Source organism: Corynebacterium sp. NML 120412 (assembly GCF_002285155.1).
GTDB classification, from domain to species: domain Bacteria; phylum Actinomycetota; class Actinomycetes; order Mycobacteriales; family Mycobacteriaceae; genus Corynebacterium; species Corynebacterium gottingense.
On record NZ_NSGL01000001.1, the window covers coordinates 567,852 to 592,700 of the forward strand.

A 24,849-nucleotide genomic window follows, 5' to 3' on the forward strand; every position below is an offset into this window, starting at 1 on the left:
TCCCCCTCATCCCAATCCCAAAGGAGACCACTCATGAACCGCATCTTCCGCGCCCTGGCAGCCACGTCCATCGCAGCACTCACCGCCACCATGCTCGTCGCGTGCGGCGGCGCCTCGAGCGCGAGCGGCGACGGCCTACTCGCCCAAATTGAGGCGGGCAACGTCACCCTGGGCACCAAGTATGACCAGCCGGGCCTCGGCCTGCGCGAAGCAGACGGCTCCATGACCGGCCTGGACGTGTTAATCATGACCTACGTGGTCAATTCCATCGCCGATGCGAACGGCTGGGAGCACCCTGAAATCACCTGGCGCGAAACCCCATCAGCGCAGCGCGAAACCCTGATCCAAAACGGCGAGGTCGCCGCCATCGGCGCAACCTACTCCATTAACTCTTCTCGCGCAGAGGCCGTGAGCTTCGGCGGCCCCTACCTGCTCACCCACCAGGGGCTGCTCGTGCGCAGCGAGGGTAATGACATCAACGGCCTGGATGACCTTGACGGCCGCATCCTGTGCTCCGTCACCGGCTCCACCCCGGCGCAGAAGGTCAAGGACGCGCTCCCCGGAGTGCAGCTCCAGGAGTACGACACTTACTCCTCGTGCGTCGAGGCGCTGCGCAACGGCAACGTCGACGCGCTGACCACAGACAACACTATTTTGGGCGGCTACGCGGCCCAGTCCCCGGGCGACTTCAAGGTCGTGGAGCTGGAAAAGGACGGCGAGCCGTTTACCAACGAGCACTACGGCATCGGCGTGACCAAGGACGACACCGAAACCGTCGACGCCATCAATACCGCGCTCGAGGCTATGTACGAGGACGGCTCCTTTGACACGTTCGTCAACGAAAACCTCGAGGGCGGCGTAGGTGTCGAGCAGGACAAGCCGGGCGACCTGTCCTTCCTGGAGCAGTAGGCGCTCCCACGCGCCCGCGCGCCCCGCGCCAGCCCCCAATCTACTCACCGCACTGCACCGAGGAGTCAACTATGGACGCCCTATGGGCCGACCTGCTGCCAAAGCTTTGGCCCGCATTTTTCACCACAATCCGGCTCACCGTCTATTCGGCCATCGGCGCGATGCTCTTAGGCACGCTGCTGACGGCAATGCGCGTCTCGCCGGTCGGTGTGTTGCGCGGGCTCGCCACCACCTACATCGAAACGGTGCGAAACACCCCACTCACCCTGGTTGTGCTCTTCTGCTCGTTCGGTCTGTACCAAAACCTCGGGCTTGAACTGGCCAGCAGGGACTCCTCGACGTTCATCGCGGACCAGAACTTCCGCCTGGCGGTGCTCGGCTTCATCCTGTACACCAGCTGTTTCGTCGCCGAGTCGCTCCGAAGCGGCATCAACACCGTCCACTTCGGCCAGGCCGAAGCTGCCCGCTCATTGGGCTTGAGCTTCGGGCAAATATTCTCGCTCATTGTTTTCCCGCAGGCCGTCCGCGCGGCGATCGTGCCACTGGGCAACACGCTGATCGCGCTGACCAAGAATACGACCATCGCGTCAGTCATTGGTGTCGCCGAGGCATCGCTGCTGATGAAGTCCACGATCGAGTTCCACGCCAACGAGCTCTTCGTCGTCTTCGGCGTCTTCGCCGCCGGGTTCCTCATCCTCACCCTGCCGATGGGCCTCGCCCTGGGCTGGCTTTCTGACCGATTGGCGGTGAAGCGCTGATGTCCGTACGCGCAACAGTTCTTTACGACGCCCCCGGCCCCAACGCCGTCAAACGCAACTACATCTACACCGCTGTCACCATCGCCGTCCTCGCTGCGGCCGCGTGGTGGGTGATGAGCACGCTCTCCAGCAACGGCCAGCTCGAGGCCGCAAAGTGGACCCCCTTTGTCCAGGCCAACACCTGGACCACCTACATCTTGCCTGGACTCCTCGGCACACTGAAAGCAGCTGCGCTCTCCATCGTCTTCGCCATCGTCTTCGGCGTGATCTTCGGCCTCGGCCGACTCGCCCAAACCAAGGTGGTGCACTGGTTGTGCGGCGTGATCATTGAGTTCTTCCGCGCCATCCCAGTGCTCATGCTCATGATCTTCCTGTACCAGCTCTTCGCGGTATTCAAGATCGTTCCTCCGAAAGGGCTCGCGTTCTGGGCCGTCGTCATCGCGCTGACGCTCTACAACGGCGCCGTCATCGCCGAGATCCTTCGCGCCGGCATCAAGTCGCTCCCGCGCGGGCAGTCGGAGGCAGCGCAGGCCTTGGGCATGTCGCACTGGCAGACCATGTGGCAGATCCTGCTCCCCCAGTCCGTCGCCGCAATGCTGCCGGCGCTCATCTCTCAGATGGTCATTGCGTTGAAGGACTCGGCACTGGGCTACCAGATCGGCTACATCGAAGTTGTCCGTTCGGGCACCCAGGTCGCGTCCGCGAACAAGAACTACATCCCTGCGCTCATCGTCGTGGCCATCATCATGATCGCCATCAACTTCCTGCTCACCCGCTTGGCGTCACGCATTGAGCACCAGCTTCGCGCAGGTCGCGCGCGCCGCAACCCCTTTGCCAAGGTTCCCGAGCAGCACAACCAGGGCCTGGAAACCAAAGACAACGTCAACGTGGACTGGCACAACCCCAACTACACCAAGGTTGCCAACCCCGACGAGTAGACGCGGGGCATCGCCTCTCGACGCCACGCCCCACGTCACTCACTCTCCATCGAGCTCCGCGAGGCGCTGCTCAAGCACCTCGCGGCCCAGGCGCAGCGCCATCCCCTCGGGGAAGCCGCGGCGCGCCATCGCGCCGACGATGCGTCGCAACACCTTGTCGTACTCGGCCCGCCCGTCGGGGCGGTGCCTCACCTGGCGGGCCTTCTTCTCTGCCACCGCACGCGCGGTGGCCTCCTCGTCTGCTTCACTGAGCTGCGCTAGGGCCTCGGCCCGATCTGCCTGAGCCACGCCCTTTTTCTGCAGCTCCCGGTCCAGGAACCGCGATGACTTCCCGCGCCGTTTCGCGCGCTGCCGCACCCACTCGTGGGCGAACGCCGCGTCGTTGAGCAGCCCGGACCCCTCGAATTCATCAAGAACGTCCTCAACGAGCTGTGGCTCGAACTCCGCGCGCAGGAGGCGGGAGCGCAGCTCGTCGCGGGAGCGCGCCCGCTGGTCGAGCAGCCCCAGCGCCCGCTTTCGCACTGGGGCCAGGGCCTCCTCCCGGGTGCGGTCGAAGAGCTGGTTGCTCCCCTCGCCGCGTTCGTAGGCCTCGACGGCCTCCTTGAGCTGCTCAAGTTTTTCCGGGTCAGGCTGGGCCGGCCCCCGATCGCGTGGGCCCGCCACTACTTCGCGTCAGCGGCGGACGCACCGGCCGGGGCGCCGTCGCCGACTTCGTCGTCGTCGAAGTCGACGTTGGGGACCATGTCCACGGGATCGTCGCTAAGCTCATCGCCCTCGCTGTTGTTGGACTTGGCGTACGCGCCGACGCCGAGGGCCTGGAAGATCTTGTCCTCGATCTCGTTGGCCAGGTCCGGGTTGTCCTTCAGGAAGTTGCGGGCCTTCTCCTTGCCCTGGCCGAGCTGGTCGCCCTCATAGGTAAACCAGGAGCCGGACTTCTTGACGATGCCGTTGTCCACGCCGAGGTCAATGATGGAGGACTCGCGGGAGATGCCCTCGCCGTACATGATGTCGAACTCGGCGATCTTGAACGGCGGCGAGACCTTGTTCTTCACAATCTTCATCTTGGTGCGGTTACCAATGGAATCCTGGCCGTCCTTCAGGGTCTGGATTCGACGCACGTCACAACGCACGGAGGCGTAGAACTTCAGCGCCTTACCGCCGGTGGTAGTCTCCGGCGAGCCGAACATCACACCGATCTTCTCACGCAGCTGGTTGATAAAGATCGCGGTGGTGCCGGAGTTGTACAGCGCACCGGTCATTTTGCGCAGCGCCTGCGACATCAGGCGGGCCTGGAGGCCGACGTGGGAGTCGCCCATCTCGCCCTCGATTTCCGCTTTCGGCGTCAGCGCCGCGACGGAGTCGATCACGATGATGTCGATGGCGCCGGAGCGCACCAGCATGTCCGCAATCTCCAGGGCCTGCTCACCGGTATCCGGTTGGGACACCAGCAGGTTATCGGTGTCCACGCCGAGCTTGCGCGCGTACTCCGGGTCGAGCGCGTGCTCCGCGTCAATGAACGCGGCAATACCGCCGGCGCGCTGGGCGGACGCGATTGCGTGCAGCGCCACCGTCGTCTTACCGGAGGATTCCGGCCCGTAGATCTCTACGACACGGCCGCGGGGCCAGCCTCCGATGCCGAGGGCGACGTCAATCGCAGTATTGCCCGAAGAAATGGACTGGATTGGCGGACGGTTATCGTCTCCAAGACGCATAATCGCGCCCTTGCCAAAGTCCTTCTCAATCCGAGCCATCGCCGCATCGAGCGCGTTTTGACGTTCGTTGCCGCTATTCGCGGCAGCCTTCTTCTTCGCAGCCATGTTGTTCTCCTTTATGTCTTTCGTAGGTTCGCACGCGGCACCGTGGCCGCCCTTTATCTATTAGACGCACGACCATAGGGGTGCGGTTCCCTCTGCCACCAATCTTTTTCTCCTGTGGCGCTGATTGGCACTCTACGGCAGGGCACGGACACGCAACGACTATACACGCATAGGTGTTCGAGTACACGTCGCGACACACAAGTGGGTCCACCCCTACACAGCGCGCCGCAGACAAAGGGCCGCGCGCTACTTCCCAGGCCGGTCTACACCCAGGCGGCGCTCCTGCGGCACGTCAAAGGAGTCGCACAGTCGCTCCCACGCCACCTTCGGATCGACCCCGCTTTCGATCATCTCTGCAGCCGTTTCGCCCTCCACGGAAAGCACCTGGGACTGGATAATCCAACCGGCGCGATCCGAGCCGAATTCGTCTTCCACCAACTGCCGAAATTCCGTCAAACGCATGCCGTCTAACCTACACGCGCACCGCTTTCTCCCCGCATCGAACGAGTTGAACAGCGTTCACTAAGGTTTCACCCATGAGTACACACACCACCCCTGCAGCAACTGCGGGGTCCAAGCCCGGTATCACCGCCGTCGACATTGCCTACATCGCCGTCTTCGCGGCCATCTTCTGGATCCTCGGTTTTGTCTCCATCCCCGTCGGCACCGCAGGCGTGCCAATCGTCTTGCAAAACGCCGCCGCAATCCTCACCGGCCTGGTCCTCGGCGCTCGCCGCGGCACCGCCTCCGTCGTCCTCATCCTGCTCATCGGGCTCGCGTTCCCGGTCCTCGCGGGAGGTCGCACCACCCTCTACGCGCTCGGATCCCCCACCGCAGGCTACCTCGTCGGCTACATCATCTCCGCGGCCGTCGCCGGGTCGATCGCCTACTCCGCGCTCCGCTCGTCCAAAGCCGGACGAGTCATCCTCTTCCTCGTCGCCGGCACCCTCGGTCTCGCCCTGCAGTACCTTTTCGGCGTCTTCGGGCTCATGCTCCGCGCCGACCTTTCCTTCGGTGCCGCATGGCTCGCCCAGGTCCCCTTCCTGCCCGCCGACGCCGCGAAGATCGCCGTCATGGTCATCATCGCGCTCGCCGTCCACGCCGCCTTCCCCGACATGCGCCGCCGCTAATGCCCACCATCGAATTCCGCGGCGCCGCCGTCTCCTACGACGGCCGCACAGTGCTCGTGCCCCTCAACCTCACGCTCACGGAACGCCGCATCGGCATCATTGGCTCCAACGGATCCGGCAAATCCACTACCGTCCGCCTCATCAACGGCCTTATCACGCCGTCCGAGGGGCAGGTGCTTTTCGACGCCATGTCGCCCTCCACCGACGGCAAAGCCATTCGCAAACGCGTGGGCTTTGTGTTCTCCGACGCGGAGTCGCAGATCGTCATGCCTCGTGTGCGCGACGACGTCGCATTTTCCCTTCGCCGCTTCAAACTTCCCCGGCAGGAAGTGCGCGACCGCGTCGACGCAGCACTCAAGCGATTCGGCCTGAGCGACAAGGCTGAGGCGTCCCCGCACACACTCTCCGGCGGCGAAAAGCAGCTTCTCGCACTGGCATCGGTCTTGGTAATCCGCCCGGAGACGATCATCGCCGACGAGCCAACGACCCTCCTGGACCTGCGGAACCGACGCCGCATCATCAGGGAGCTCGATGCGCTGGACCAGCAGCTGATCGTCGTCACCCACGACCTGGACATGCTGCGCGACTTCGACCGAGTCATCTGCATAAATGACGGCAAGCTGGCGTACGACGGGAACCCCGACGAAGCGATCGCTTTCTACACCGAGCTCATGGAGCAGACATCGTGATCCGTACGCTCCCCCTCGGCGTCTACGTCCCCGGCGACTCGGTGCTGCACCGCGCGCATCCGACGGCGAAGTTCGTCGCGCTGCTGGTCTTCATCATCGCCGTCACCTTGCTCCCCACGCGCCCGTGGCACGCACTCGCCGCGCTCGGGCTTGTGGTCGCCCTCTACGCCGTGGCGGCCATCCCGCCGCGCATTGCAGCGGAGCAGGCCCTGCCAGTGCTCCCCCTGTTGGCGTTCCTCTCCGCGTTTCTCTGGTGGCAAAACGGTCTCGCCTCAGCTGCCGCCACGTTCTTCGGGCTCTTGTCCACAATCGCCGCAGCGAATCTACTCACGCTCACCACCACGGTGGAGGCGCTTTTAGACGCGCTTGATCGCAACCTTGCGCCACTCCAGCGTTTCGGAGTTCCCGTAAACACAATCAGCCTCGCCATCGCCTTGACGATCAGGCTCGTCCCACTCATGCTGGCAACAGCCAATGAGGTTCTGGAAGCGCGCAAGGCGCGTGGGCTCGGGCTCTCCGTCACCGCGTTTGGCATTCCTCTGGTGATTCGTGCCGTCTTGCGAGCGCGCATGATCGGAGAAGCACTGATGGCCCGCGGCGCGGTAGATTAACCGCGCCGCGGGCCATCAATGGGGACGTTTGCGCCACGCTCTCGCGCCGGCGCCCTCCTTAGTTCTCGCCGCGAAGCTCACGCATGCGCTGCGCGACAGCGTCGTCGCTGACGTTCGCGCCGTTGCCTGCTGCGCCCTGCGCATTGCCGGCTGCACCCTGCGCGTTCTGCTCGATGGCAGGCTTGGAGCCGGAAGACAGTTCGCCGGACATCTCCGCGCGGATCTGCTCGAGACGGCCGTGGCCCGCCATCTGGATGCCGGCGCGCTCGACCTCGGCCATACGGCCCTGGACTGAGTTCTCTGCCAGCTCGGCGGAGCCGAGTGCCTTTGCGTAGCGGCGCTCGATCTTGTCGCGCACCTGATCCAGGTTCGGTCCGGAGGCGGTGATGGAGTTCATGGACTGCATGGTCTCCGAGACCTTCTCCTGCATCTTCGCCTGCTCCAGCTGGCTGAGCAGCTTGGAGCGCTCTGCCACCTGCTGCTGCAGGTGCGCAGCGTTGCGCTCAACGGCCTGCTTTGCCTGGGTGGCCTGCTGCAGCGCCTGGTCGTGCAGCTGCTTCGTTTCCTCGATGCTCTGCTCCGCGGTGACGAGCTGCGCTGCGAAGGCCTCGGCCGCATTCTCGTACTCCTGGGCCTTCTGGGCGTCTCCACCCTCGCGAGCCTTGTCCGCCAGCTGCAGTGCCTGCTTGGTGTTCGCCTGCAGCTTCTCCACCTCTTCCAGGCGGCGGTTCAGCTGCATCTCGATCTGGCGCTGGTTACCAATCACCGCCGCAGCCTGCTGCGACAGCGCTTGGTGCTGGCGCTGTGCCTCACCGATGGCCTGCTCGATCTGCACCTTCGGATCGGCGTTCTCCTCGATCTTGTTGTCAAAGAGCGCCATGAGGTAGCTCCAGAACTTCGCAAACGGGTTAGCCATGATACTTAAAGAACCTTTCGTTACCTGTCAGTCACACTAATAATCCAACACTCTAGTGTGCTGGGCCGAGTTATGCTTCCGCTGCGGCCGGTGAAGTTGTTGCCAATTCCTCCTGAATGGAGTGCAGCGACATGTTCGCCACGACCTCCATCAGCAGCTCCGCCACCGACGTGTCCAGCGCGGTGCAGATGGCCGCGAGCAGCTCAGAAGAGACCTCCTTGCGGCCGCGCTCCAGCTCCGAGAGGTAGCCAGAGGACACACGCGCCTGCTTTGCCAGCTCGCGCAGCGTCACGCCCTTATCGGCGCGGTAGGCGCGCAGCGACATGCCGAGGGCCTCGCGCAGCAGCGGCTCGCGCTCCTGCACCTCCGGAGCGAGGGTGCGCCCAGCCGCGCCGTCGAGCGCGGCGGGCTGGATCATCGGTGATTCATGTACGAGAGTTGTAGTTGCCATCACGAGTACTAACGGTCCTCCCCTTGTGTTTGTTCCCGGACTTCGTTGTACAGGGCCGACAGCGCCGCGCCCACCGCCGCCTCGCGGATGTCCTGGCGCGATCCCCGCAGCGGCTCGGTGCCACCCGCGGCCAGGGCGAAGCTCCGTCGCGGACCCGCGATGCCGACCCACACCTCGCCAACCGGGTGCCCGTCCTGCGGGTCGGGTCCGGCAACGCCAGTCAGCGCGACGCCGTAGTCCGAACCACAGACTCGGCGCGCGCCTTCGGCCATGGCGCGCGCCGTGACGGGGCTAACGGGGCCGTTCGCTTCCAGCACCGCGTGCGGTACCCCAGCCAGCGACTCCTTCAGGTCCGTCGCGTAGGTGACCAGGCCGCCCCGCAACACTGCGGAAGCGCCCGGCACCTGCGCCACGGTCGCGGCCGCGAGGCCTGCGGTGAGGGATTCGCAGAAGGCGAGGGTGGCGGGGGCGTCGATAAGCAATGCGACGAGCTCACGCTCCATTGTTGGCCTTTCGCGCGTCCACGAGGTACTGCACGCCCGTGCCCACGGTCACCACGACGGCGATGAGCATGACCGTAAGCGTCGGGATGTCCATCCATCCAGGCAGCGGGCACAGGTACATGCCCACGCCGACGGTCTGCAGCACCGTCTTGAGCTTGCCGCCCTTGGAAGCTGGAACGACGTGGCCCTGGCGTAGCATCCACATGCGCCAGAACGTGATGCCAAGCTCGCGGACGATGATGACCACCGTGATCCAGACGGGCAAGGAGCTCGCGATGTTGAGCGTCACCAGCGCGGTGATCATCAGCGCCTTGTCCGCGATCGGGTCCGCGATCTTGCCAAAGTCGGTGACAATATTGCGCGCGCGGGCGATGTCACCGTCGAGCTTGTCCGTGATCATGAGCGCCACGAACAGGCAAAAGGCCCACCACCAGTGTTGCGTGAGCACAAGCCACGCGAACACGGGGATAAACAGAATTCGCAGCGACGTCAGAGCGTTCGGCAGATTCCAATTGGACTGAGTCTTCACAAAAACCAGCCTACCTACCCATTCGCCGTGGCCTAGACTGCCACCCATGAAGTATTTTGCGTTTACCTATACCTACGGCGAGGACACGGCGCTTGTCGACGCCACCCGCCCCGCCCACCGCGAATTCATCGCCAGCCAGCTGTCGCTGGGGCGGATCGTCGGCTCCGGCCCGTACGCGGGCGGCGAGCAGGCACTCATCATCCTGCAGCTGCCGGACACCGCCACGGTCGCGGACGCCGAGGAAATCATGGACGCGGACCCCTACACCGAGAAGTCCGCGCTCGCGTCCCGCGAGGTCCACGAGTGGAACCCGGTGAGCAATATCTTCGCCGAGAAGTAAGCCGGCGTTTCCGCCCGGGACGCCCCTCGTCCCTACTTCTTACCGCCGCGGGCGACGTGCAGGTGATCCGTCTCCCGCGAACCCGTGGCAGTGTGATCTCCCTTGCCGGAGGTAGCCGGATCATCGACCCACTCGACGTGGTGACCGTGCTTGTCCACCTTGCGGCGGTTGCCATGGTCGTCATAGTCGATGTGGTAGCTCGTCTCGTTCGGATCCATCTTGCCGGCCTTCACGTCGGCCCGATCCTTAAGGATCGACGCCACCGCAGTGACCACGAGTACGCCCACAATCACCACCAGCGAGGCGACAGTGCCAACCTCCGGTACGGCCAGGCCCTCGCCCCCGTTAATGAACGGCAAGTTGTTCTCGTGCAGTGCATGTAGCAGCAGCTTCGCGCCGATAAATCCCAGGATGATCGCGAGTCCGTACGGCAAGTACACGAGCTTGTCCAGCAGGCCGTTGAGCAAGAAGTACAGCTGGCGCAGGCCCAGCAGCGCGAAGGCGTTCGCGGTGAAGACCAGGAACGACTCCTGAGTGATACCGAAAATAGCCGGAATGGAGTCGAACGCGAACATCACGTCGATAAAACCGATGGACAGCAGCGCCACAAACAGTGGGGTCACTGCCTTCTTCCCCGCCTCAGTCTTCGACACCAGTCGGTCACCGTGGTAGGACTTAGTCACCGGAATGACCTTGCGCAGCGTTTTCACCACGAACATGTCGTTCGGGTCTTCGTCGGGCTGGTCTGTCGCCTCGTCGTAGATGAGTTTGATCGCCGTGTAGATCAGGAAGGCTGCGAACAGGTAGAACACGTCCGACCACGCCTCGATGATCACCGCGCCCAGCAGGATGAACAGGAGGCGGAAGACCAGCGCCATGACGATGCCGATCAGCAGCACCTTTTGCTGGTACGCCCGAGGGATTTTAAAGGCGCCCATAATCAAGGCGAACACGAACAGGTTATCCACCGACAGTGAAAGCTCGGTGATGTAGCCCGTGAAGAACTGCACGCCGTGCTCGGCGTCCCAGAGCCACCAAACGATGCCGCCAAAGATTGCGGCCATCGTCATGTAGAAGGCGGCCCAACCTCCGGACTCTTTCATCGTGGGCTCGTGCGCATTTCGCACGTGCGAGACGAAGTCAAAGACGAAGAAGCCGAGAATCACCGCTGAGGTGATGAGCCAGATATACAGGGGCACATGCATAGACATTTCCTCCGGTCAGAGTTCGAACAAAGATGACCGGAGGTCTCCCCCACCCAGCGCGGGGCGGCCCAGACCGGGGCAATCGCTTACCGACGCTTCCGTGTTGACGGTCCAGGCGCTTACGGGGTACTCCCCTCCAAGCTCGTCCAACAATACACCACCCTGTGCGCCGCGCGAGTCACGGCTACACAGCGAACGGGTCCTCGTCAGCGTCAAGGTTCAGGCGGAGCTCGATAGCGGAAGCAACCTCGCGCGCCACATCCACTCCACACTCGGCTGCGACGAATGCCGCCGCCATATCCGTCCCGGCCGACACTCCGGAAGACGTCCACCGATCGCGGTCATGCACCCACCGGGCAGATTTGCGCCAGTCGATTTCGTGCCCGAAGCCAGTGGCCCATGCAAATGCCCGCTTGTTGCTGGTTGCCGCATATCCCTCAAGGAGTCCCGCTGCGGCGAGCAGTGCCGAGCCCGTACACACCGACATGAGGACACTCGCGCCGTTCGCCATCAAGGTGAGATTTCGAAGAAATTCCTCGTCACGGGCAAGCGTTCGCGTCCCGAGCCCTCCGGGGATAACGAGCACGTCGCCGCTTTTCTGCGCGTAGGAGCCATCGACCTCGAATCGCACACCCTGGGACGCGCCCACCGGTCTCCCATCTGGTGAGAGTAACTCGGTGTCCCACCCTTCAACCTTGGACAGAATCTCCAACGGCCCGGCCACGTCGAGGAGTTCGAATTCCTCAAACAGGACGATCGAGAATCTCCTCGAGCTACGGCGTGACATCTAGAACGCGCCGCCAGTCGGGTTGTAGGTCGCCTCCACCGTGCGGGTGTTGTCGTCGCCTGCCTCCGGGGCGTCGCTTGGCGACGGCGCGTCGTCGTCAAGCGACTGCTCCTTGGGTGCCTCCGCGGGGTCCGCGCCCTTGATCATCCAAATGATGGTCTCCAGCTCCTCGGGCTTGACCAACACTTCGCGGGCCTTCGATCCCTCGGACGGGCCGACGACGCCGCGGGACTCCATGAGGTCCATGAGGCGGCCCGCCTTGGCAAAGCCGATGCGCAGCTTGCGCTGCAGCATCGACGTCGAGCCGAGCTGGGAGGTGACAACCAGCTCGACGGCCTCGAGCAGGTCGTCGAGGTCCTTTCCAATGTCGTCGTCGATGACCTTCTTCTCTGCCTGCTTCTCCTCGGTGACACCCTCGACGTAGTCGGGCTCGTCCTGGGACTTCGCGGCGTCGACCACTGCCTGAATTTCCTCGTCGGTGACGAAGGCGCCCTGCATGCGTTGCGGCTTGCCGGCACCCTGCGGGATGAACAGGCCGTCGCCCATACCGATGAGCTTCTCGGCGCCGCCCTGGTCCAGGATGACGCGTGAGTCAGTCAACGAGGAGGTGGCGAACGCGAGGCGCGAAGGCACGTTGGTCTTGATCAGGCCGGTGACGACGTCCACGGAGGGGCGCTGCGTCGCGAGCACCAGGTGGATGCCGGCTGCACGCGCCTTCTGCGTGATGCGCACGATCGACTCCTCGATCTCCTTGGGCGCGGTCATCATCAGGTCGGCGAGCTCGTCGACCACGCACACGATGAACGGGTACGGGCGCATCTCGCGCTCCGATCCGGGCGGTGCCTGGATGTCGCCTCTGCGGACCTTCTTATTGAAGTCCTTGATGTGGCGCACGCGCGCCTGCTTCATGTCCAGGTAGCGCTGCTCCATCTCCTCGACCAGCCACTGGAGCGCGGCCGCAGCCTTCTTCGGCTGCGTAATGATCGGGGTGATCAGGTGCGGGATGCCCTCGTACGGAGTCAGCTCAACCATCTTGGGATCCACGAGGATCAGGCGCACATCCTCCGGGGTCGCGCGTGTAAGCAGCGAAACCAGCATGGAGTTGACGAAGGCGGACTTACCGGAACCGGTCGAGCCGGCCACCAGCAGGTGCGGCATCTTCTGCACCGAGGACGCAATGAAGTCGCCCTCGATGTCCTTGCCCAGGCCGATAAGCATCGGGTCCTCGTCGGTGGCCACCTTCGGCGCGTCGAGCACGTCGCGCAGTCGGACCATCTCGCGGTCGCGGTTCGGCACCTCGATGCCCACGGCGGACTTGCCCGGGATCGGGGTCAGCAGGCGTACGTTGTCCGTCGCCACCGCGTACGCCAGGTTGGACTGCAGGTTGGTGATCTTGGAGACTTTCACGCCTGGGCCGAGCTCGACCTCGTAGCGCGTCACCGTCGGGCCGCGCGAAAATCCGGTGACCTGGGCGTTGACCTTAAACTCCTCGAAGACGTCCGTAATCGCCTCGATCATGCGGTCATTCGCCTCGGTCCGCGTCTTCGGAGCGCTGCCCTGGATGAGCAAGTCTGTCGACGGCAGCGCGTAGTCCGAGTTGCGCTGAATCTTGCGCGCACGCTGCTGCGCCGGGTCGACGCTTGCTGCCTCCACCTCGGACTTCGGGGTTGAGGCCGGAACTGCGGACGCGTCGACACCGGAGCGGGCGACGATCGCCTTGCGCACGGCTTCGCGGGAGTTGCTCACTGCGTCACCGGCTGCCTCAGCGGCGGCACCCGCCGCGGAAGCGCCCGCGCCAGCAGCAGCGCCCGCCGCCGCAGTGGAACCTGCGGCCCCTGCAGCCTTCGCCGCGCCTGCGGCCCCGGCTGCAGCGCCCGCAACGCCGCCCGCAGCTTCCGCGGTGCGCTTCAGGACCTTGGTCTCCCCGTCGTCACTGTGTTTGCGTGCGCGGGTGGTGCCGCGCTTCGAAGACGCCGGGGAAGGATCGTCGTGCACCTCGGGCTCGGCAGGAGCGTCGAAGGCCTCCGCGACCGGTTCGCCGAAGTCGTCCACCCGCTGTCGGTCGAACGCCTCGGTCGGATCGGAGTGCTGCTCGTCCGTCGGGTAGTTGTCCATCGGCGTGCGGCGGCGCGGGCGGGTTCGGCGCAGACGCTCTCGGCGCGCCTCCTCGCGGTCGGACCGGTCAGCGCGGTCAGATCGGGCGGGGCGTTCCCGTCGCTGCGCGGGCCGACGGTTGTAGCGGCGCTCGCGTCCTTCGGCGATGTCGTCCAGGTCCCGTTCGACGTGGCCGTACAAATCGTCGTCCAAGCCGTCAGCGTCCTCATCGTCAACGTCGTCATCGCTTGGGTTTCTGGTGGCGTCGAAAAGCTCGGAAATGCGCGCGACGACGTAGTCGTACGCCTGGCGCACGGTAATACCGGTGGTTTTCAGCGCGCCGTACACGATCACGAGTGCGAGGAGCGGGATCGCAACGTACGAGGAGAAGCCCTTGGCCAAAAGGCCGCCCGTGTATGCGCCGATGACACCTCCGGCGATGCGGCGCGTCTCCCAATCTGCGGGGTTGCCGGCGAAGACGTGGACGAGTCCGAGCATGGCCACCGCGATAATGCCCAGGCCCAGCGAGACCCGGTTGCGGACATCCCGCGGCGTGCGCACATTGAGCATCAACGCGATGGCGATCCCGACGAGGAGGACCGGCAGGATGAGCGCGCCAGCGCCGATTACCCAGTGGGTCACTGTGGCGATGAGCTCGCCGATCGGACCGGCAATGTCCAGCCACACCGATGCACCGATGACTGCGGCGAGGCCGATAAGGAGTAGTCCCCACGCATCCGCGTGCTCGGCTATGCTGTCGCGACCGCGCCGCGGAAGCCCCCTGCCGTCGTCGCCGAGTTCGGCCTGCTCGCCACGATCGTCATAATCGTCGTAGTCGTTGTGGTCGGCGTAGTCGTTATGGTCGTCGCCGCGGCGGGCGGATCGCTTTGCGCTCCTCGTACGGGTGCGTTGTTGCACGTGCTCCTCTTCATCATCAAACGGGTCAAAGCTGTCGTCGAGTTCTTCGTCGGTGGCGTACCGGCCACCGCGACCACCGCGACCATCACGGCCACCGCTGACGCGACGGGACAGGCCCCCGAACACGCCCCTCACCCCGCGCGCCGCAGAGCTTGCTGCCGCGCCGATGGAGCGACCGACCACGCTGGTGGCCGAGCCGACGCGCTCGTCGGCAGTTTCCGCGGCCACCATTGATGATGTCGGCGGGTGCGTCAGCGACACGGGGCCATTGCGCCGCGTCGACGCCCCGCTCGAGCGGGGACGCGTTGAGCGTGGTGCGGAATTTTTGACAGACATGGCTGTCACTCTAATACCTCGAGTCACATACTTCCCATAGGCAACTCGGGGTGGCGCGGAAAAACCTCGCCGTATCGAGGGGAGCCACTCCCCCATTGGCCCCTTAAGAAACCGACTATCCGACGGACATCTCGTAGCCCTCGAGCAGTTCCTCGTTGTCCACCCGCACCTTTGCCACTGCGGCACGGCCGACGACCCACAGCAGTAGCTCGCTCGGGTCACCGAAGACGCGGACGACACGATCGCCCTGATCCGAGACACCGGACTTGTCGCCAAGCGTGACGGGCGGCAGGTGCTCCGGCGTGAGAATCACCGGGACCGGCGCCTTGCGCAGCGTCACCTTGCCGTAGCTGGTCGCGGACTTGAGCAGGCGCTCCTGCGCGGCGGCGCTGAGCGCCCTCGGTTGCACATCGGTGCCCTGCGCGCGGCGGACGTCCTCGTGGTGGACAAAGTTTTCGCCCGTGTTCAGCGGCGCAAAAAGGGGCGCGGCGAATTTGCTCGGACCGGCGAGCCAATCCTGAATGTTGTCCTCGTACGGACGGTTCCGAGCCTTGTCCATCTCCTTGCCCAGCCTCTTGGCCAACGGCGAGAAGAAGTTGCCAACCCCCCACGGAAGGCGGTGCTCACGCACGTACAGGTGTGCAGCGAGATCGCGGGTGGTCCAGCCATCGAGCAACGTCGGGGCGTCTGGCCCCAACTGCAGAAGGAGGGCACCAAGGTTTTCACGTTCACGAGAAGCTAAAGACATGGTGCCCACCCTAGCGTTCTTTTAGCTCGCAGAACTAGAGAGCCGGTGCTCGAGGCTGGCGAACGCCTGAATGATGGGAGTAAACGGTGCGATCTTGGCGTCAGCGGTGACGAGCTTGCCGCCCTTGGCCCAGCCCAAGTCGGTCACCTGCCGGCCGTCGACGTAGCAGGACCCCACACCACCTTTGAAGTTCATGGAGCACAGCATCTGGTCCGCATCAAAGTCACCGATGACGCGCACTCCCCGGGCCTCGCTGTTGCGAAAATTCGGGTCCCCGAACTTGATCACGTCGTACATCCTCCAGGCCGAGCCATACCCCGGCTCGTGCGGCACCTCAGTGCCCTCGGGCAGCGGGTGTCCGCCGGTCCAGTCGGTGTCGGCGTCAGCGTCATCGGCGTGGGCAGCGGGCGCGAGCAGAATTGTGGCGGCGATCATTGAGGCGGTGGTCTTTGTGCAGTCCATCATAGACCATTTTTATACACACCTGTCATGAACGTCGCAACCCCCTCGGTCCGAACTTGCAGGCCGAGGGGGTTGGCGTCGCCAAGCGAAATGCGGCTACAGCGATTCGCGGGTGAGCTCGATGTCGTCGTCCTCAACCGGCAGGTTATCCGCAGCCATCGGCACGACGGTCGGCAGAATGACCGGCTCGCGCTTGTACTTCTGCTCAATCGCGCGGGAGACCTTGCGACGCAGCTGCTGCACCATGCGGTACGGGTCGTTCTCGCCCTCTGCGGCGAGGTCGCCCATCACGCCCTCGACGCGCTCGACGAGCTTCTTATTGAAGTCGCGGTCGTCGTCGGAGAAACCGGTGGTGGACACGCGCGGGGCCTCCAGCAGTTGGCCGGTGCGGTCGTCGATCACACAGGTGATGGACACAACGCCGCCGGATGCGAGCGAGCTGCGGTCTGCCAGCACGTCCGGGTCGACGTCGCCCATGGTCTCGCCGTCAACGTAAAGCTGACCGACCTGGTACTGGCCGACCACCTTGATCTTGCCGGCGTGCATGTCCACCACCACGCCGTTCTGCGCGAGCGCGGTGTGCTCCGGGCGGACGCCGGTGGAGATTGCGAGCTCCTTGTTTGCTCGCATGTGGCGCCACTCGCCGTGTACCGGCATCGCGTTCTTCGGCCGCGCCGCATTGTAGAGCTGCAGGAGCTCACCGGCGTAGCCGTGACCGGACGCGTGGACGTGCGCCTCGCTGTTGGTGATCACCTTCGCGCCGATCTGCGCAAGGTTGTTGATCACGGCAAAGACGGCTTCCTCGTTGCCCGGGATCAGGGAGGAGGACAGGATGATCGTGTCGCCGTCGCGGACCGTGATCTGACGGTGCTCGCGGCGCGACATGCGCGACAGCGCAGCCATCGGCTCGCCCTGCGTGCCGGTGGTGATGAGCACCGTCTTGTGCGGCGCCATCTTGGCGGCCTCTTCGATCGGGATGATGGTCCCCTTCGGGGCCTTGAGCAGGCTCATCTTCTCCGCGATCTCCATGTTGCGCAGCATGGAGCGGCCGTTGAACGCAACCTTGCGGTTGTTCGCCACGGCGGCATTGACCGCCATCTGCACGCGCGACACGTTGGACGCAAAGGACGCGATGACCACGCGCTGCTTCGCCTGCGCAACGAGGCGGGTCAGGGTGTCCTCGATGCCGGCCTCCGAAGCGGAGATACCCGGGATCGTCGCATTGGTGGAGTCGCAGAGGAAGAGGTCCACGCCTTCGTCGCCAAGCCTCGACAGCGCGGGGATGTCGGTGGGCTTGCCGTCGTACGGGGTCTGATCCACCTTGACGTCGCCGGTCATGACGACGTGGCCGGCGCCGGTCTTGATGGACACGCCCAGGCACTCCGGGATGGAGTGGCCGACGTGCCAGAACCGGAGACGGAACTGGCCGAGGGTCACCTCGGAGTCCTTGTTCACCTCGTGCAGCTTCGGGCGCTGGCGGTGCTCCTTCGTCTTCGCGGCGATGAGCGCGTTGGTAAAGCGCGAGGAGTAGATCGGGATGTCCGGGCGCAGCTTGAGCAGCCACGGGATGGCGCCGATGTGGTCCTCGTGCCCGTGCGTGACCACGAGGCCCTCAACCTTGTCCAGCTTGTTCTCAATGGGGCCGAAGTCCGGCAGGACCAGGTCCACGCCCGGCTCGCCGGAATTGGGGAAGAGCACGCCACAGTCCACGATGAGCAGCTTGCCGTTGTACTCAAAGACCGTCATGTTGCGGCCGATCTCAGAAATGCCGCCAAGCGCGTAGATGCGTAGCGTGTCCTTCGCCGGCTGGTGGCAATCCGCCCAGGAGCACGTCGGCCCGTCCGCACTCATCAACAGCCGCAGCTCCCGGGTCGCCCGCCTCGGGTTGACAGGGTCATCCCCGGCAAGGGTGGTCGCATACAGGTTGACCGGCCCGTCAGTCGGCGAGCTCAACGCGATCTAGCCCGCCTTCGGCCGTTGCCGCCACGGCCGTTGCCCTGGTTGCCATTGCCGTTGCCGTTTCCGCCGTTCTTGGCGTGGCCACCGTTGCGGCCACCGCCGTTCTTGCCGTTGCCGCTTCCGTGGTCGGCGTCGTTGTGGCCGTCGCCGTGGGACTCGTTGTTGGGGGTCTGCTGGGACGGCGCCTTGAACGCGGGCTGCTGCTCAGCAGGCTCCGGCGGGCCCGCCTTGCGGGTCACCTTGCGGGAGCGATTACGGGGTTCGTTCATACTTAGAGAACTCCAGCCTTTTCCATATCTTCACGGAGCGCCTCAAGCTGCGCCGGGGTTGCGTCAACCACCGGCAGGCGCGGCGCCCCTACGTTGATGCCCTGCAGTCGCAGGGCTGCCTTTGCAAATGTTGCACCGCCGAGCGCCGCTTGCTGTCGAGCAAGCACGGTCAGGGTGTTGGCGTTGATTTCCCGCGCGCGGGCGAGGTCGCCTTCCTCGAAGCTTGTCACCATGTCACGCATTGCCTGCGGAGCCGCGTGCGCCACGACGGAGATCATTCCGGTCGCGCCAACGGACAGCCAGGGCAGGTTGAGCGGGTCGTCCCCGGAGTACCAGGCCAGGCCCGTGCTCTGAATGAGCGGAGCGGCCTCAAAGAAGTTGCCTTTCGCGTCCTTTACCGCCTGCACTGTCTCGAGTTCAGCCAGCTCAGCAATGGTCTCCCCAGCAATGGGGATTCCGGAGCGGCCGGGAATGTCGTACAGGCAGATCGGCAGGTCGGTCGCTTTGGCCACGGCGGTGAAGTGGGCCTTTACGCCTGCTTGGGAGGGCTTGGAGTAGTACGGGGTGACTACCAGCAGTGCGTCCGCCCCGGCATCGCGCGAGGCCTGCGCCAGCGCGATCGAGGTTTTCGTGTTGTTTGTGCCGGCTCCCGCAATCAGCGTTGCGGAGTCACCCACCTCTTCCTTGACCGCCTTGAGCAGGGCCAGCTTTTCCTCCACCGTGGTGGTCGGGGATTCGCCGGTTGTGCCTGCGAGGACAAGCGAGTCGATTCCATGATCTACAAGGTGGGCTGCCAACTTTCGGCCTGCATCACAGTCAAGTTCTCCGTTGGAATCGAACGGCGTGACCATTGCGACGCAGACGGTGCCAAAGACTTCTGCACCGAGGTTAGCTTTCATAGATGTGCCCATGAGCACACAGACTACCCTCTTCGTTAACGCAAGTGCTTATCGACGCCCCTCTGCAACCCCGCCCCTACCGCACGTAGGGGCTGGTGGCCATCCGCGTGCCGTCGGCAAGCTCACTGATCAAAAAGTCACTGAACAACACTGGCGCCTGACCGCGCAGCAGCTCCAGGCACTCGACCGCGAGCGTGCGGATCTCCACGTCCGCGTGCTCGGACGCCCGCGAGGCGATGAACCCGCGCCACGCGCGGTAGTTTCCGGTGACGACGAACCTGGTTTCGGTCGCGTTGGGCAGGATCGCGCGCGCGGCTTGGCGGGCCTTCTTCTTGCGCAGCAGCGCGTTCGGCTCCGAGGCCATGTTTTCCTCCAGGGCCTGCAGCAGCTCGTCGTACACAAAGCGGGAGTCATCCACCGCGCGCAGGAACATGCGCGAAAGTTCCTCGTCGTCCGCGATGATGTCGGGGACGACGACCTCGTTGTCGTCGCTATGCACGAATCGCTGCGACAGCTGGGAGAAGGAAAAGTGCCGGTGGCGGAGCAGCTCGTTGCCTGCTGCGCGTGACAGGCCGCGGATGTACAGGGTCGCGGTGGCGTGTTCGAGCAGTGCGTCGTGCCCGACATCCAGGATGTGGTGCAGGTAGGCGTCGTTCGCCGCCGTGTGCGGGTTGGGCCGGTCAAAGGTCTCGTAGCAGGCCCGGCCCGCGAATTCTACGAGCGATTCCGCGTCGGTGGCCGTGGGGTCGGCCTCCCACGCCACACCCGCGGGGGCGCGGAACTGGGAGGCAGCGATGAGCTGGACGTCCAAGTGCGAGGAAACGGCCATGTCGCTACAGCCCCAGGTAGTCGTCCAGGCCGATGGTCAGACCGGGACGGTCCGCGACGCCACGCACACCGGTGAGCACACCCGGCACGAAGGATTCGCGCCCGTAGGAGTCCTGGCGGATGGTCAGCGACTGATCGGTCGTGCCGAAAATAACTTCCTCGTGCGCGACCATGCCCTGCATGCGCACCGCGTGGACCTTCACGCCATCAACGTCGGCGCCGCGGGCACCATCGAGCTGTTGCTCGGTGGCGTCCGGCATGGCGCCCAGACCGGCGTCGCGGCGGGCGTCGGCAATGCCCTGCGCCGTCTTCAGCGCAGTGCCGGAGGGCGCGTCGAGCTTGTTTGGGTGGTGCAGCTCGACGACCTCGGCCGAATCGAAGAACCGGGCCGCCTGGCGAGCGAACGCCATGGTCAGCACCGCGGAAATTGCAAAGTTGGGCGCAACGAGCACGCCCACCCCGGGGTTGTCGGCGCACCAAGCGCGCACCTGCTCGTACCGGGCGTCATCAAAGCCGGTCGTGCCCACCACGCAGTGGATGCCGTGATTGATGCAGTACTCAAGGTTATCCATCACGGACGCTGGCGTGGTGAAGTCCACGATGATCTCCGCGCCGCGCTCGGCGAGAACCTCGAGCGAGTCGCCGCTGCCGACTTCTGCAACCAGCTCCAGGTCCTCGGCCTTGTTCACGCCGGCCACCACAGCGGTACCCACGCGCCCCTTCGCTCCGAGCACTCCGACCTTGATCACCTTGTCCGCCATGCTGGCCTCCTCGTTTCCGCTTGCATTGTTCCCTCGCAACTCTAGCCCGCGCGGCCAAGCCCGGGCACACTGGCGGGTATGCGTATTTCAGTCCTTGCTCGCTGTGTTCAGGACCAGCAGCGAGCGCTCGAGTTCTACCGCGACGGCCTGCCCTTTACCCGGTTCAACGTGGATGACGTCAGCGGCGAGCACGAGCGCCTCGCCGCTCAGGGCGTGAAGTTCACCATGCCGCCGACGCCGATGGGCGAGGTCAAAGCCGCAGTGTTCGACGACCAGAACGGCCACTACATCCAACTCGTCGAGGGCGCGTAGCAATTCGCTTCTCGACGCCCACACCCTCCCCTTCCCCATATACTGGCACCATGCAACAGTCACGTCAGCACCACGCGCCCCATTTCTCCCACGCCGCCGCAGTCGCCAGCGCCGCCCTCGCCTGCACTCTCGCGCTGACCGCCTGCTCGCCGGAGTCATCCGATGAGGCTCCCACACCCTCGAGCGCAGCCACTCCGACGTCTGCGGCAGAGGTTGCTTCCAGCGAACGCCCGGAGGGGGACGTGGGGGCGTCGGTAAGCACGGTGCCTAAGACGCAGCCTGAAACTCGGGCTGAGACTCCGGCGCAGAAGCTGTCCGCGGCGAGCGATGGCGGGCAGTTCAGCACGGAGCAAGTCCGGGTCACGCAGCCGCAGCCAGCTGACCTACAACTGCAGGATGTGCGCGCGGGCTCCCACGGCGATATTGACCGCGTCGTCTTTGAGTACGCGGGGACGGGCTTGCCAAGCTACGTGGCGGGGTACGTCGATACGCCGCGGCAACAGGCCTCTGGGAACGTGATGGAGGTGCCGGGCGCGGCGCACCTCGAAGTGAATGTGCAGGGTACGGCCGGGGATATGATGCGCACCGACGCGCCGATCACGGCGATGGGCAGTAAGGGCGTCGCGGCGGGCAACATCGCGGACGTGTACCTGGGTTCGATCTTTGAGGCCGACTCCCAGTTCTTTATCGGGCTGGACAGCCAGCGCGGGTACAAGATCTACACGCTTGAGAACCCGACGCGCGTCGTGGTCGATATTGCCCGGTAAGCGGAGCGGGGGCACTACAGGAGGCAGACACTGGCAGTTATGCCACCGTTTCCTGCCAATCGCCTGTCTGCGCGCTCGGCCTACCGTCGCGAGCATTGCCGCGGTTTCTCTCTCCTGCTCGCCGGTTGCGCCAACGAGGGCGACAGCGGCCCGGAGACCGTTACCGTCCGGTCGACAACACAGGCAACGGAGGATACGGATGCGCAGGCCCACGATCCCGACGCGAGCGTGGTGGCCACAACCGGCAAGCCCGGCGACAAGGTAGCGCTTGCACCGCTGACCAAAGCGCTGGTCACGCCGTCAGCGGTGGCACAGGTGCACCAGACCGCCCAGGCGGCCGGCGGAGACATTCCGGGAAGTGGGTACTCGAACCCGGGCATGCCCGAGGTCCTCCGCCGTGACGTTCGAGCCGCAGAGCACGAGGGGTTCGACCGGCTGGTCTTTGAGTTTTCGGGGAACCCGGAGGTCGTCGAGAAAGCTATGACTTATCAAGATGCCCCGGACCAGCAAGGCACCGGAGACATTGAACCCGTCAAGGGCAATGCGTACCTTCCAGTTTTGCTGCGACGGGTGGCAGTGGCTGACACACCCGAAGGGCGCCAGTTTGTTGGTCGTGGCAGTTTAGGCGTGGCGGCGGGCAACATTCTTGATGTATTCAACTCTGGTGGCACCGAAGGCGATTCGCTCTTCTACGTGGGCCTGGACTCCGAGCGCGACTTCACGTTCCAAATGCTTGAGAACCCACCGCGCATAGTGCTCGACTTTCCCAAGTAGACGCACCTCCCCTTCATCCGCGGGCACCCCTCCATCGAGTGCCCGCTTTGTGTATACGCACTGTGGTGGTCGGGCGAGGGGAGGTCGCCTGAGTTATCTGCAACACACTTGTTCTTGCGAGAGAGCGCTATTACCCCGTATCGTTCTGTATGATCTAGAGCAATTCCATGAATCGATCTTCTCGTTGGCGCATACATCGCCAGCTGTGAAAGGCACCCAACAATGTTTGATCCCTACAGACGCCCCACAGTGGCCGTCATCGGCGCCGGCCCTGCTGGCGCTACCGCTGCCGCAGAATGCGCATTCTCCGGCTTTGACACCACCCTCTTTGACAAGCGCGAAGCAATCGGCGGCCACCTGGCGGCACCCGATGCGGAACCTGTGTCCAAGCGTCTCCACTACCGCAGGCCGTACCTCAAGGTGACCAAGGTGGACGGTTCTGCCGCTGCCGCCGCGCGCCACCTCGCCGCGGCAGTGCAGGCGGGCGGCGCGGATTTCCGCCCGCACACCACGGTCACCGGTGCCGCGTTTGATGAAGGCGAAGGCCAGTGGGAGGTAACCTTCATCGATACACAAGGCGGCGAGCACACTGAGCGCTTTGACATTCTCGTCCGCGCCACCGGCGAGGCATCGCCGTGGATCGCAGTCCCCGGCCGCCCAAACATCTCGGTCGATGACCTCTACCTGCACCACGGCGTGGAAGTTGTCGGTCTGCCGAACGCGCTGTTTGTCGACGGCCCCTACCCCACCGATTCCAGCCTCAAGCGACACCCCTTGGCTGTGTTCGAAGCGCGCGGCGATTACGCCCGCCGCTACGCCCGACAGCTAGAAATCCGCGGGCCCGGTGCGCTGACCGTCAAGCGCGACAAGTGGCTGGTGCAACCCGGCGCCGTTCGCGGCATTCGCTCGAAGCTGTCCGAGTTCGATGCGACCGTCCACGAGTTCAAGCGCGCTTCTCACTACGCCGACGACGCCCGCCGAGCCGCACGAGCCACCGCAGCGGCACGCTAACCAAGCCCGAAGGAGACACCATGACTACCGTCCACCCGTCAACGAAGAACGAGTCCGCTGCCGACGCGGGGCTTAACGCAGCGCAGGAAGCGGCTCAGGGCCACGTCGCCGAGCCGCAACCCGGCCTGCCCGAGCTCGGCCCGGATTCCATCCTTTGGGACCGTTTTGGCGACTGGCGCTCCGCATTCGTCGCCCTGGCCGCAGGCGTGCTGCAGATCGCGCACCGGGACATCAGCCGTTCCCTAGTCCAGCAATCCAACGTGTTTGATAACGAGGTCGCACGCCTAGTTCGCTCCGCATTCCCAATCATCCGCGCAGTGTACGAAGGGCCCGAGGTTGGATCAATGATCCGCGACTTCCACAAGGACATTAAGGGCACCCATCCGGATGGCTCGCGCTACCACTCGCTGAACCCGGAGGTCTACTACTGGGCGCACGCGACGTTTGCCGCGATGCCGTACCAGCTTGCCGGCAACTTCATGCCGGATATGACCAAGGCGGAGAAGGATCAGCTCTTCCAGGAGTGTCGAACCTGGTACAGCTTCTACGGCGTCGCCGAACCCGAAAGCGCACCGAAGACGTACGACGAGTATGTCGAATACATGGACCGCATGATCGACGAGCTCGGCCCCAGTGAGACGATCGAGCGCTCCCGCATCATCAATGGTCTGACGCTCGACACACCGGACCCATCGGTGCCGAAATGGGCGTGGAAGCCGGTCGCCCCCTTCGCCTCCAAGCTCCTCCTCTGGGTGGCTATCGGCATGATCCCCGACAAGCTCCGCGACAAGCTCGGCTGGGAGTGGACCAAGAAGGATGCCCGTCGCCTCAAGCTGCTTTCTACGGGCACACGCGCTGTATTCTCGGTCCTTCCTCGCAAGGCGCGCATGGTCCCGATCGCATCCCGCGCGTACGAGAAAGCCGAAGCCGAAGGTGGCTTCCGCTTCTAACGACTGCCACCGCGACGAGAGTGCGCCAGGTTTCGTCCCGAGACCCGGCGTTTTCTTTATGCACTGCGCCCCGACGTGAGCATTATCGCCATGTATCCGTGTGGTAGCTCAACGTATGGCCGAAGTTCCGCACAGGCGGAAAAACCGGCAGACCAAAAGTTCCGTACAAGTGGAAAAG

General features: G+C 64.5%; 29 protein-coding genes. 12 read left to right on the plus strand and 17 right to left on the minus strand.

Annotated elements, in window-relative coordinates; all coding sequences use genetic code 11:
* Positions 1-33: 33 nt before the first annotated feature.
* The 3 genes from CKJ84_RS02585 (at position 34) to CKJ84_RS02595 (ending at position 2,605) form a co-directional block, all read left to right on the plus strand.
* Positions 34-909 (plus strand): glutamate ABC transporter substrate-binding protein, encoded by an 876-nt coding sequence (locus CKJ84_RS02585; protein ID WP_095545839.1) that lies wholly within the window; start codon positions 34-36, stop codon positions 907-909.
* Between the two features lie 71 nt (positions 910-980).
* Entirely contained in the window at positions 981-1,667 is a 687-nt protein-coding gene (gene gluC / locus CKJ84_RS02590; RefSeq protein ID WP_095545840.1) for a glutamate ABC transporter permease GluC, read from the plus strand.
* Positions 1,667-2,605, plus strand: coding sequence for an amino acid ABC transporter permease (locus CKJ84_RS02595; protein ID WP_095545841.1), 939 nt, complete (start codon positions 1,667-1,669; stop codon positions 2,603-2,605). The genes gluC and CKJ84_RS02595 overlap by 1 nt, the downstream gene beginning before the upstream one ends.
* A 39-nt stretch (positions 2,606-2,644) precedes the next feature.
* Here CKJ84_RS02595 and recX read toward each other — a convergent pair whose 3' ends face one another.
* From recX to CKJ84_RS02610, 3 genes are all read right to left on the minus strand, one after another.
* A complete protein-coding gene (recX, locus tag CKJ84_RS02600) occupies positions 2,645-3,268 on the minus strand; it encodes a recombination regulator RecX (RefSeq protein ID WP_095545842.1) in 624 nt (207 codons plus the stop codon).
* Complete coding sequence (recA, locus tag CKJ84_RS02605; RefSeq protein WP_095277290.1) at positions 3,268-4,422, minus strand: recombinase RecA; 1,155 nt, start codon at positions 4,420-4,422, stop codon at positions 3,268-3,270. Before recA ends, recX begins: the two co-directional genes overlap by 1 nt.
* Positions 4,423-4,668: 246 nt before the next feature.
* Complete coding sequence (locus CKJ84_RS02610) at positions 4,669-4,884, minus strand: DUF3046 domain-containing protein (RefSeq protein WP_095545843.1); 216 nt, start codon at positions 4,882-4,884, stop codon at positions 4,669-4,671.
* Between the two features lie 74 nt (positions 4,885-4,958).
* Between CKJ84_RS02610 and CKJ84_RS02615 the strand changes: the two genes are divergently transcribed.
* From CKJ84_RS02615 to CKJ84_RS02625, 3 genes are read left to right on the plus strand one after another with little or no spacing between them, the layout of a single operon-like run.
* The gene (locus tag CKJ84_RS02615) at positions 4,959-5,552 is read left to right on the plus strand and encodes a biotin transporter BioY (RefSeq protein ID WP_095545844.1); all 594 of its coding nucleotides are present in this window, start codon (positions 4,959-4,961) and stop codon (positions 5,550-5,552) included.
* Entirely contained in the window at positions 5,552-6,241 is a 690-nt protein-coding gene (locus tag CKJ84_RS02620) for an energy-coupling factor ABC transporter ATP-binding protein (RefSeq protein WP_095545845.1), read from the plus strand. Before CKJ84_RS02615 ends, CKJ84_RS02620 begins: the two co-directional genes overlap by 1 nt.
* Positions 6,241-6,852 carry an energy-coupling factor transporter transmembrane protein EcfT gene (locus CKJ84_RS02625; RefSeq protein ID WP_186439377.1) on the plus strand — a complete coding sequence of 204 codons (612 nt, stop codon included), beginning with the start codon at positions 6,241-6,243 and terminating at the stop codon, positions 6,850-6,852. The genes CKJ84_RS02620 and CKJ84_RS02625 overlap by 1 nt, the downstream gene beginning before the upstream one ends.
* Before the next feature lie 58 nt (positions 6,853-6,910).
* Here the strand turns inward: CKJ84_RS02625 and CKJ84_RS02630 are convergent, their stop codons facing one another.
* From CKJ84_RS02630 to pgsA, 4 genes are all read right to left on the minus strand, one after another.
* Positions 6,911-7,768, minus strand: a complete 858-nt coding sequence (locus CKJ84_RS02630; protein ID WP_095534762.1) for a PspA/IM30 family protein — start codon at positions 7,766-7,768, stop codon at positions 6,911-6,913.
* A 70-nt stretch (positions 7,769-7,838) separates the two neighbouring features.
* On the minus strand, positions 7,839-8,219 hold the full coding sequence (locus tag CKJ84_RS02635; RefSeq protein WP_095534763.1) for a helix-turn-helix domain-containing protein: 381 nt from the start codon (positions 8,217-8,219) through the stop codon (positions 7,839-7,841).
* A gap of 8 nt (positions 8,220-8,227) precedes the next feature.
* Positions 8,228-8,722: a CinA family protein gene (locus CKJ84_RS02640; protein WP_095534764.1), complete on the minus strand. Its 495-nt coding sequence runs from the start codon at positions 8,720-8,722 to the stop codon at positions 8,228-8,230.
* On the minus strand, positions 8,712-9,251 hold the full coding sequence (gene pgsA, locus CKJ84_RS02645) for a CDP-diacylglycerol--glycerol-3-phosphate 3-phosphatidyltransferase (protein WP_233125461.1): 540 nt from the start codon (positions 9,249-9,251) through the stop codon (positions 8,712-8,714). The genes CKJ84_RS02640 and pgsA overlap by 11 nt, the downstream gene beginning before the upstream one ends.
* Before the next feature lie 46 nt (positions 9,252-9,297).
* Between pgsA and CKJ84_RS02650 the strand changes: the two genes are divergently transcribed.
* Positions 9,298-9,591 (plus strand): YciI family protein, encoded by a 294-nt coding sequence (locus CKJ84_RS02650; protein ID WP_095545847.1) that lies wholly within the window; start codon positions 9,298-9,300, stop codon positions 9,589-9,591.
* Between the two features lie 32 nt (positions 9,592-9,623).
* Here the strand turns inward: CKJ84_RS02650 and CKJ84_RS02655 are convergent, their stop codons facing one another.
* The 10 genes from CKJ84_RS02655 to dapB form a co-directional block, all read right to left on the minus strand.
* On the minus strand, positions 9,624-10,796 hold the full coding sequence (locus CKJ84_RS02655; RefSeq protein WP_095545848.1) for a TerC family protein: 1,173 nt from the start codon (positions 10,794-10,796) through the stop codon (positions 9,624-9,626).
* A 184-nt stretch (positions 10,797-10,980) separates the two neighbouring features.
* Positions 10,981-11,583 carry a DJ-1/PfpI family protein gene (locus CKJ84_RS02660; RefSeq protein WP_095545849.1) on the minus strand — a complete coding sequence of 201 codons (603 nt, stop codon included), beginning with the start codon at positions 11,581-11,583 and terminating at the stop codon, positions 10,981-10,983.
* Positions 11,584-14,940, minus strand: a complete 3,357-nt coding sequence (locus tag CKJ84_RS02665) for a DNA translocase FtsK (protein ID WP_369801149.1) — start codon at positions 14,938-14,940, stop codon at positions 11,584-11,586. It lies immediately after the preceding gene.
* 106 nt (positions 14,941-15,046) lie between these two features.
* Entirely contained in the window at positions 15,047-15,679 is a 633-nt protein-coding gene (locus CKJ84_RS02670) for a TIGR03085 family metal-binding protein (protein ID WP_095546385.1), read from the minus strand.
* A gap of 21 nt (positions 15,680-15,700) precedes the next feature.
* Positions 15,701-16,144 (minus strand): hypothetical protein, encoded by a 444-nt coding sequence (locus CKJ84_RS02675; protein WP_095545851.1) that lies wholly within the window; start codon positions 16,142-16,144, stop codon positions 15,701-15,703.
* A 93-nt stretch (positions 16,145-16,237) separates the two neighbouring features.
* Positions 16,238-17,992, minus strand: coding sequence for a ribonuclease J (locus CKJ84_RS02680; RefSeq protein WP_095545852.1), 1,755 nt, complete (start codon positions 17,990-17,992; stop codon positions 16,238-16,240).
* Between the two features lie 98 nt (positions 17,993-18,090).
* Positions 18,091-18,369 (minus strand): hypothetical protein, encoded by a 279-nt coding sequence (locus tag CKJ84_RS02685; protein WP_095545853.1) that lies wholly within the window; start codon positions 18,367-18,369, stop codon positions 18,091-18,093.
* A gap of 2 nt (positions 18,370-18,371) precedes the next feature.
* Positions 18,372-19,280 (minus strand): 4-hydroxy-tetrahydrodipicolinate synthase, encoded by a 909-nt coding sequence (gene dapA, locus CKJ84_RS02690; RefSeq protein WP_095536845.1) that lies wholly within the window; start codon positions 19,278-19,280, stop codon positions 18,372-18,374.
* Between the two features lie 64 nt (positions 19,281-19,344).
* Positions 19,345-20,097 carry an FAD-dependent thymidylate synthase gene (gene thyX / locus CKJ84_RS02695; protein ID WP_095545854.1) on the minus strand — a complete coding sequence of 251 codons (753 nt, stop codon included), beginning with the start codon at positions 20,095-20,097 and terminating at the stop codon, positions 19,345-19,347.
* Between the two features lie 4 nt (positions 20,098-20,101).
* Complete coding sequence (gene dapB, locus CKJ84_RS02700; RefSeq protein WP_095545855.1) at positions 20,102-20,857, minus strand: 4-hydroxy-tetrahydrodipicolinate reductase; 756 nt, start codon at positions 20,855-20,857, stop codon at positions 20,102-20,104.
* Positions 20,858-20,935: 78 nt separating this feature from the next.
* Between dapB and CKJ84_RS02705 the strand changes: the two genes are divergently transcribed.
* The 5 genes from CKJ84_RS02705 to CKJ84_RS02725 all read left to right on the plus strand — a co-directional run bounded on the left by CKJ84_RS02705 (position 20,936) and on the right by CKJ84_RS02725 (position 24,671).
* The gene (locus CKJ84_RS02705; protein ID WP_095545856.1) at positions 20,936-21,169 is read left to right on the plus strand and encodes a VOC family protein; all 234 of its coding nucleotides are present in this window, start codon (positions 20,936-20,938) and stop codon (positions 21,167-21,169) included.
* A gap of 50 nt (positions 21,170-21,219) precedes the next feature.
* Positions 21,220-21,936 (plus strand): hypothetical protein, encoded by a 717-nt coding sequence (locus tag CKJ84_RS02710; protein ID WP_143340299.1) that lies wholly within the window; start codon positions 21,220-21,222, stop codon positions 21,934-21,936.
* 39 nt (positions 21,937-21,975) lie between these two features.
* Positions 21,976-22,710 carry a hypothetical protein gene (locus CKJ84_RS02715; RefSeq protein ID WP_095545858.1) on the plus strand — a complete coding sequence of 245 codons (735 nt, stop codon included), beginning with the start codon at positions 21,976-21,978 and terminating at the stop codon, positions 22,708-22,710.
* 222 nt (positions 22,711-22,932) lie between these two features.
* A complete protein-coding gene (locus CKJ84_RS02720; RefSeq protein WP_095545859.1) occupies positions 22,933-23,721 on the plus strand; it encodes an NAD(P)-binding protein in 789 nt (262 codons plus the stop codon).
* 20 nt (positions 23,722-23,741) lie between these two features.
* The gene (locus CKJ84_RS02725) at positions 23,742-24,671 is read left to right on the plus strand and encodes an oxygenase MpaB family protein (protein ID WP_095545860.1); all 930 of its coding nucleotides are present in this window, start codon (positions 23,742-23,744) and stop codon (positions 24,669-24,671) included.
* The last annotated feature ends 178 nt before the right edge of the window (positions 24,672-24,849 follow it).

Excerpts from the sequence above, each read along its gene's own strand:
- CKJ84_RS02650 (WP_095545847.1), top strand. The coding sequence starts at position 9,298 with ATGAAGTATTTTGCGTTTACCTATACCTACGGCGAGGACACGGCGCTT.
- CKJ84_RS02630 (WP_095534762.1), bottom strand. The coding sequence starts at position 7,768 with ATGGCTAACCCGTTTGCGAAGTTCTGGAGCTACCTCATGGCGCTCTTT.
- CKJ84_RS02640 (WP_095534764.1), bottom strand. The coding sequence starts at position 8,722 with ATGGAGCGTGAGCTCGTCGCATTGCTTATCGACGCCCCCGCCACCCTC.
- CKJ84_RS02685 (WP_095545853.1), bottom strand. The coding sequence starts at position 18,369 with ATGAACGAACCCCGTAATCGCTCCCGCAAGGTGACCCGCAAGGCGGGC.
- recA (WP_095277290.1), bottom strand. The coding sequence starts at position 4,422 with ATGGCTGCGAAGAAGAAGGCTGCCGCGAATAGCGGCAACGAACGTCAA.
- CKJ84_RS02705 (WP_095545856.1), top strand. The coding sequence starts at position 20,936 with ATGCGTATTTCAGTCCTTGCTCGCTGTGTTCAGGACCAGCAGCGAGCG.
- CKJ84_RS02710 (WP_143340299.1), top strand. The coding sequence starts at position 21,220 with ATGCAACAGTCACGTCAGCACCACGCGCCCCATTTCTCCCACGCCGCC.
- CKJ84_RS02725 (WP_095545860.1), top strand. The coding sequence starts at position 23,742 with ATGACTACCGTCCACCCGTCAACGAAGAACGAGTCCGCTGCCGACGCG.
- thyX (WP_095545854.1), bottom strand. The coding sequence starts at position 20,097 with ATGGCCGTTTCCTCGCACTTGGACGTCCAGCTCATCGCTGCCTCCCAG.
- CKJ84_RS02615 (WP_095545844.1), top strand. The coding sequence starts at position 4,959 with ATGAGTACACACACCACCCCTGCAGCAACTGCGGGGTCCAAGCCCGGT.
- CKJ84_RS02585 (WP_095545839.1), top strand. The coding sequence starts at position 34 with ATGAACCGCATCTTCCGCGCCCTGGCAGCCACGTCCATCGCAGCACTC.
- dapB (WP_095545855.1), bottom strand. The coding sequence starts at position 20,857 with ATGGCGGACAAGGTGATCAAGGTCGGAGTGCTCGGAGCGAAGGGGCGC.
- CKJ84_RS02680 (WP_095545852.1), bottom strand. The coding sequence starts at position 17,992 with ATGAGTGCGGACGGGCCGACGTGCTCCTGGGCGGATTGCCACCAGCCG.
- gluC (WP_095545840.1), top strand. The coding sequence starts at position 981 with ATGGACGCCCTATGGGCCGACCTGCTGCCAAAGCTTTGGCCCGCATTT.
- CKJ84_RS02635 (WP_095534763.1), bottom strand. The coding sequence starts at position 8,219 with ATGGCAACTACAACTCTCGTACATGAATCACCGATGATCCAGCCCGCC.
- CKJ84_RS02655 (WP_095545848.1), bottom strand. The coding sequence starts at position 10,796 with ATGCATGTGCCCCTGTATATCTGGCTCATCACCTCAGCGGTGATTCTC.
- CKJ84_RS02595 (WP_095545841.1), top strand. The coding sequence starts at position 1,667 with ATGTCCGTACGCGCAACAGTTCTTTACGACGCCCCCGGCCCCAACGCC.
- CKJ84_RS02620 (WP_095545845.1), top strand. The coding sequence starts at position 5,552 with ATGCCCACCATCGAATTCCGCGGCGCCGCCGTCTCCTACGACGGCCGC.
- CKJ84_RS02675 (WP_095545851.1), bottom strand. The coding sequence starts at position 16,144 with ATGATGGACTGCACAAAGACCACCGCCTCAATGATCGCCGCCACAATT.
- CKJ84_RS02670 (WP_095546385.1), bottom strand. The coding sequence starts at position 15,679 with ATGTCTTTAGCTTCTCGTGAACGTGAAAACCTTGGTGCCCTCCTTCTG.
- CKJ84_RS02715 (WP_095545858.1), top strand. The coding sequence starts at position 21,976 with ATGCCACCGTTTCCTGCCAATCGCCTGTCTGCGCGCTCGGCCTACCGT.
- dapA (WP_095536845.1), bottom strand. The coding sequence starts at position 19,280 with ATGGGCACATCTATGAAAGCTAACCTCGGTGCAGAAGTCTTTGGCACC.
- CKJ84_RS02610 (WP_095545843.1), bottom strand. The coding sequence starts at position 4,884 with ATGCGTTTGACGGAATTTCGGCAGTTGGTGGAAGACGAATTCGGCTCG.
- CKJ84_RS02660 (WP_095545849.1), bottom strand. The coding sequence starts at position 11,583 with ATGTCACGCCGTAGCTCGAGGAGATTCTCGATCGTCCTGTTTGAGGAA.
- CKJ84_RS02720 (WP_095545859.1), top strand. The coding sequence starts at position 22,933 with ATGTTTGATCCCTACAGACGCCCCACAGTGGCCGTCATCGGCGCCGGC.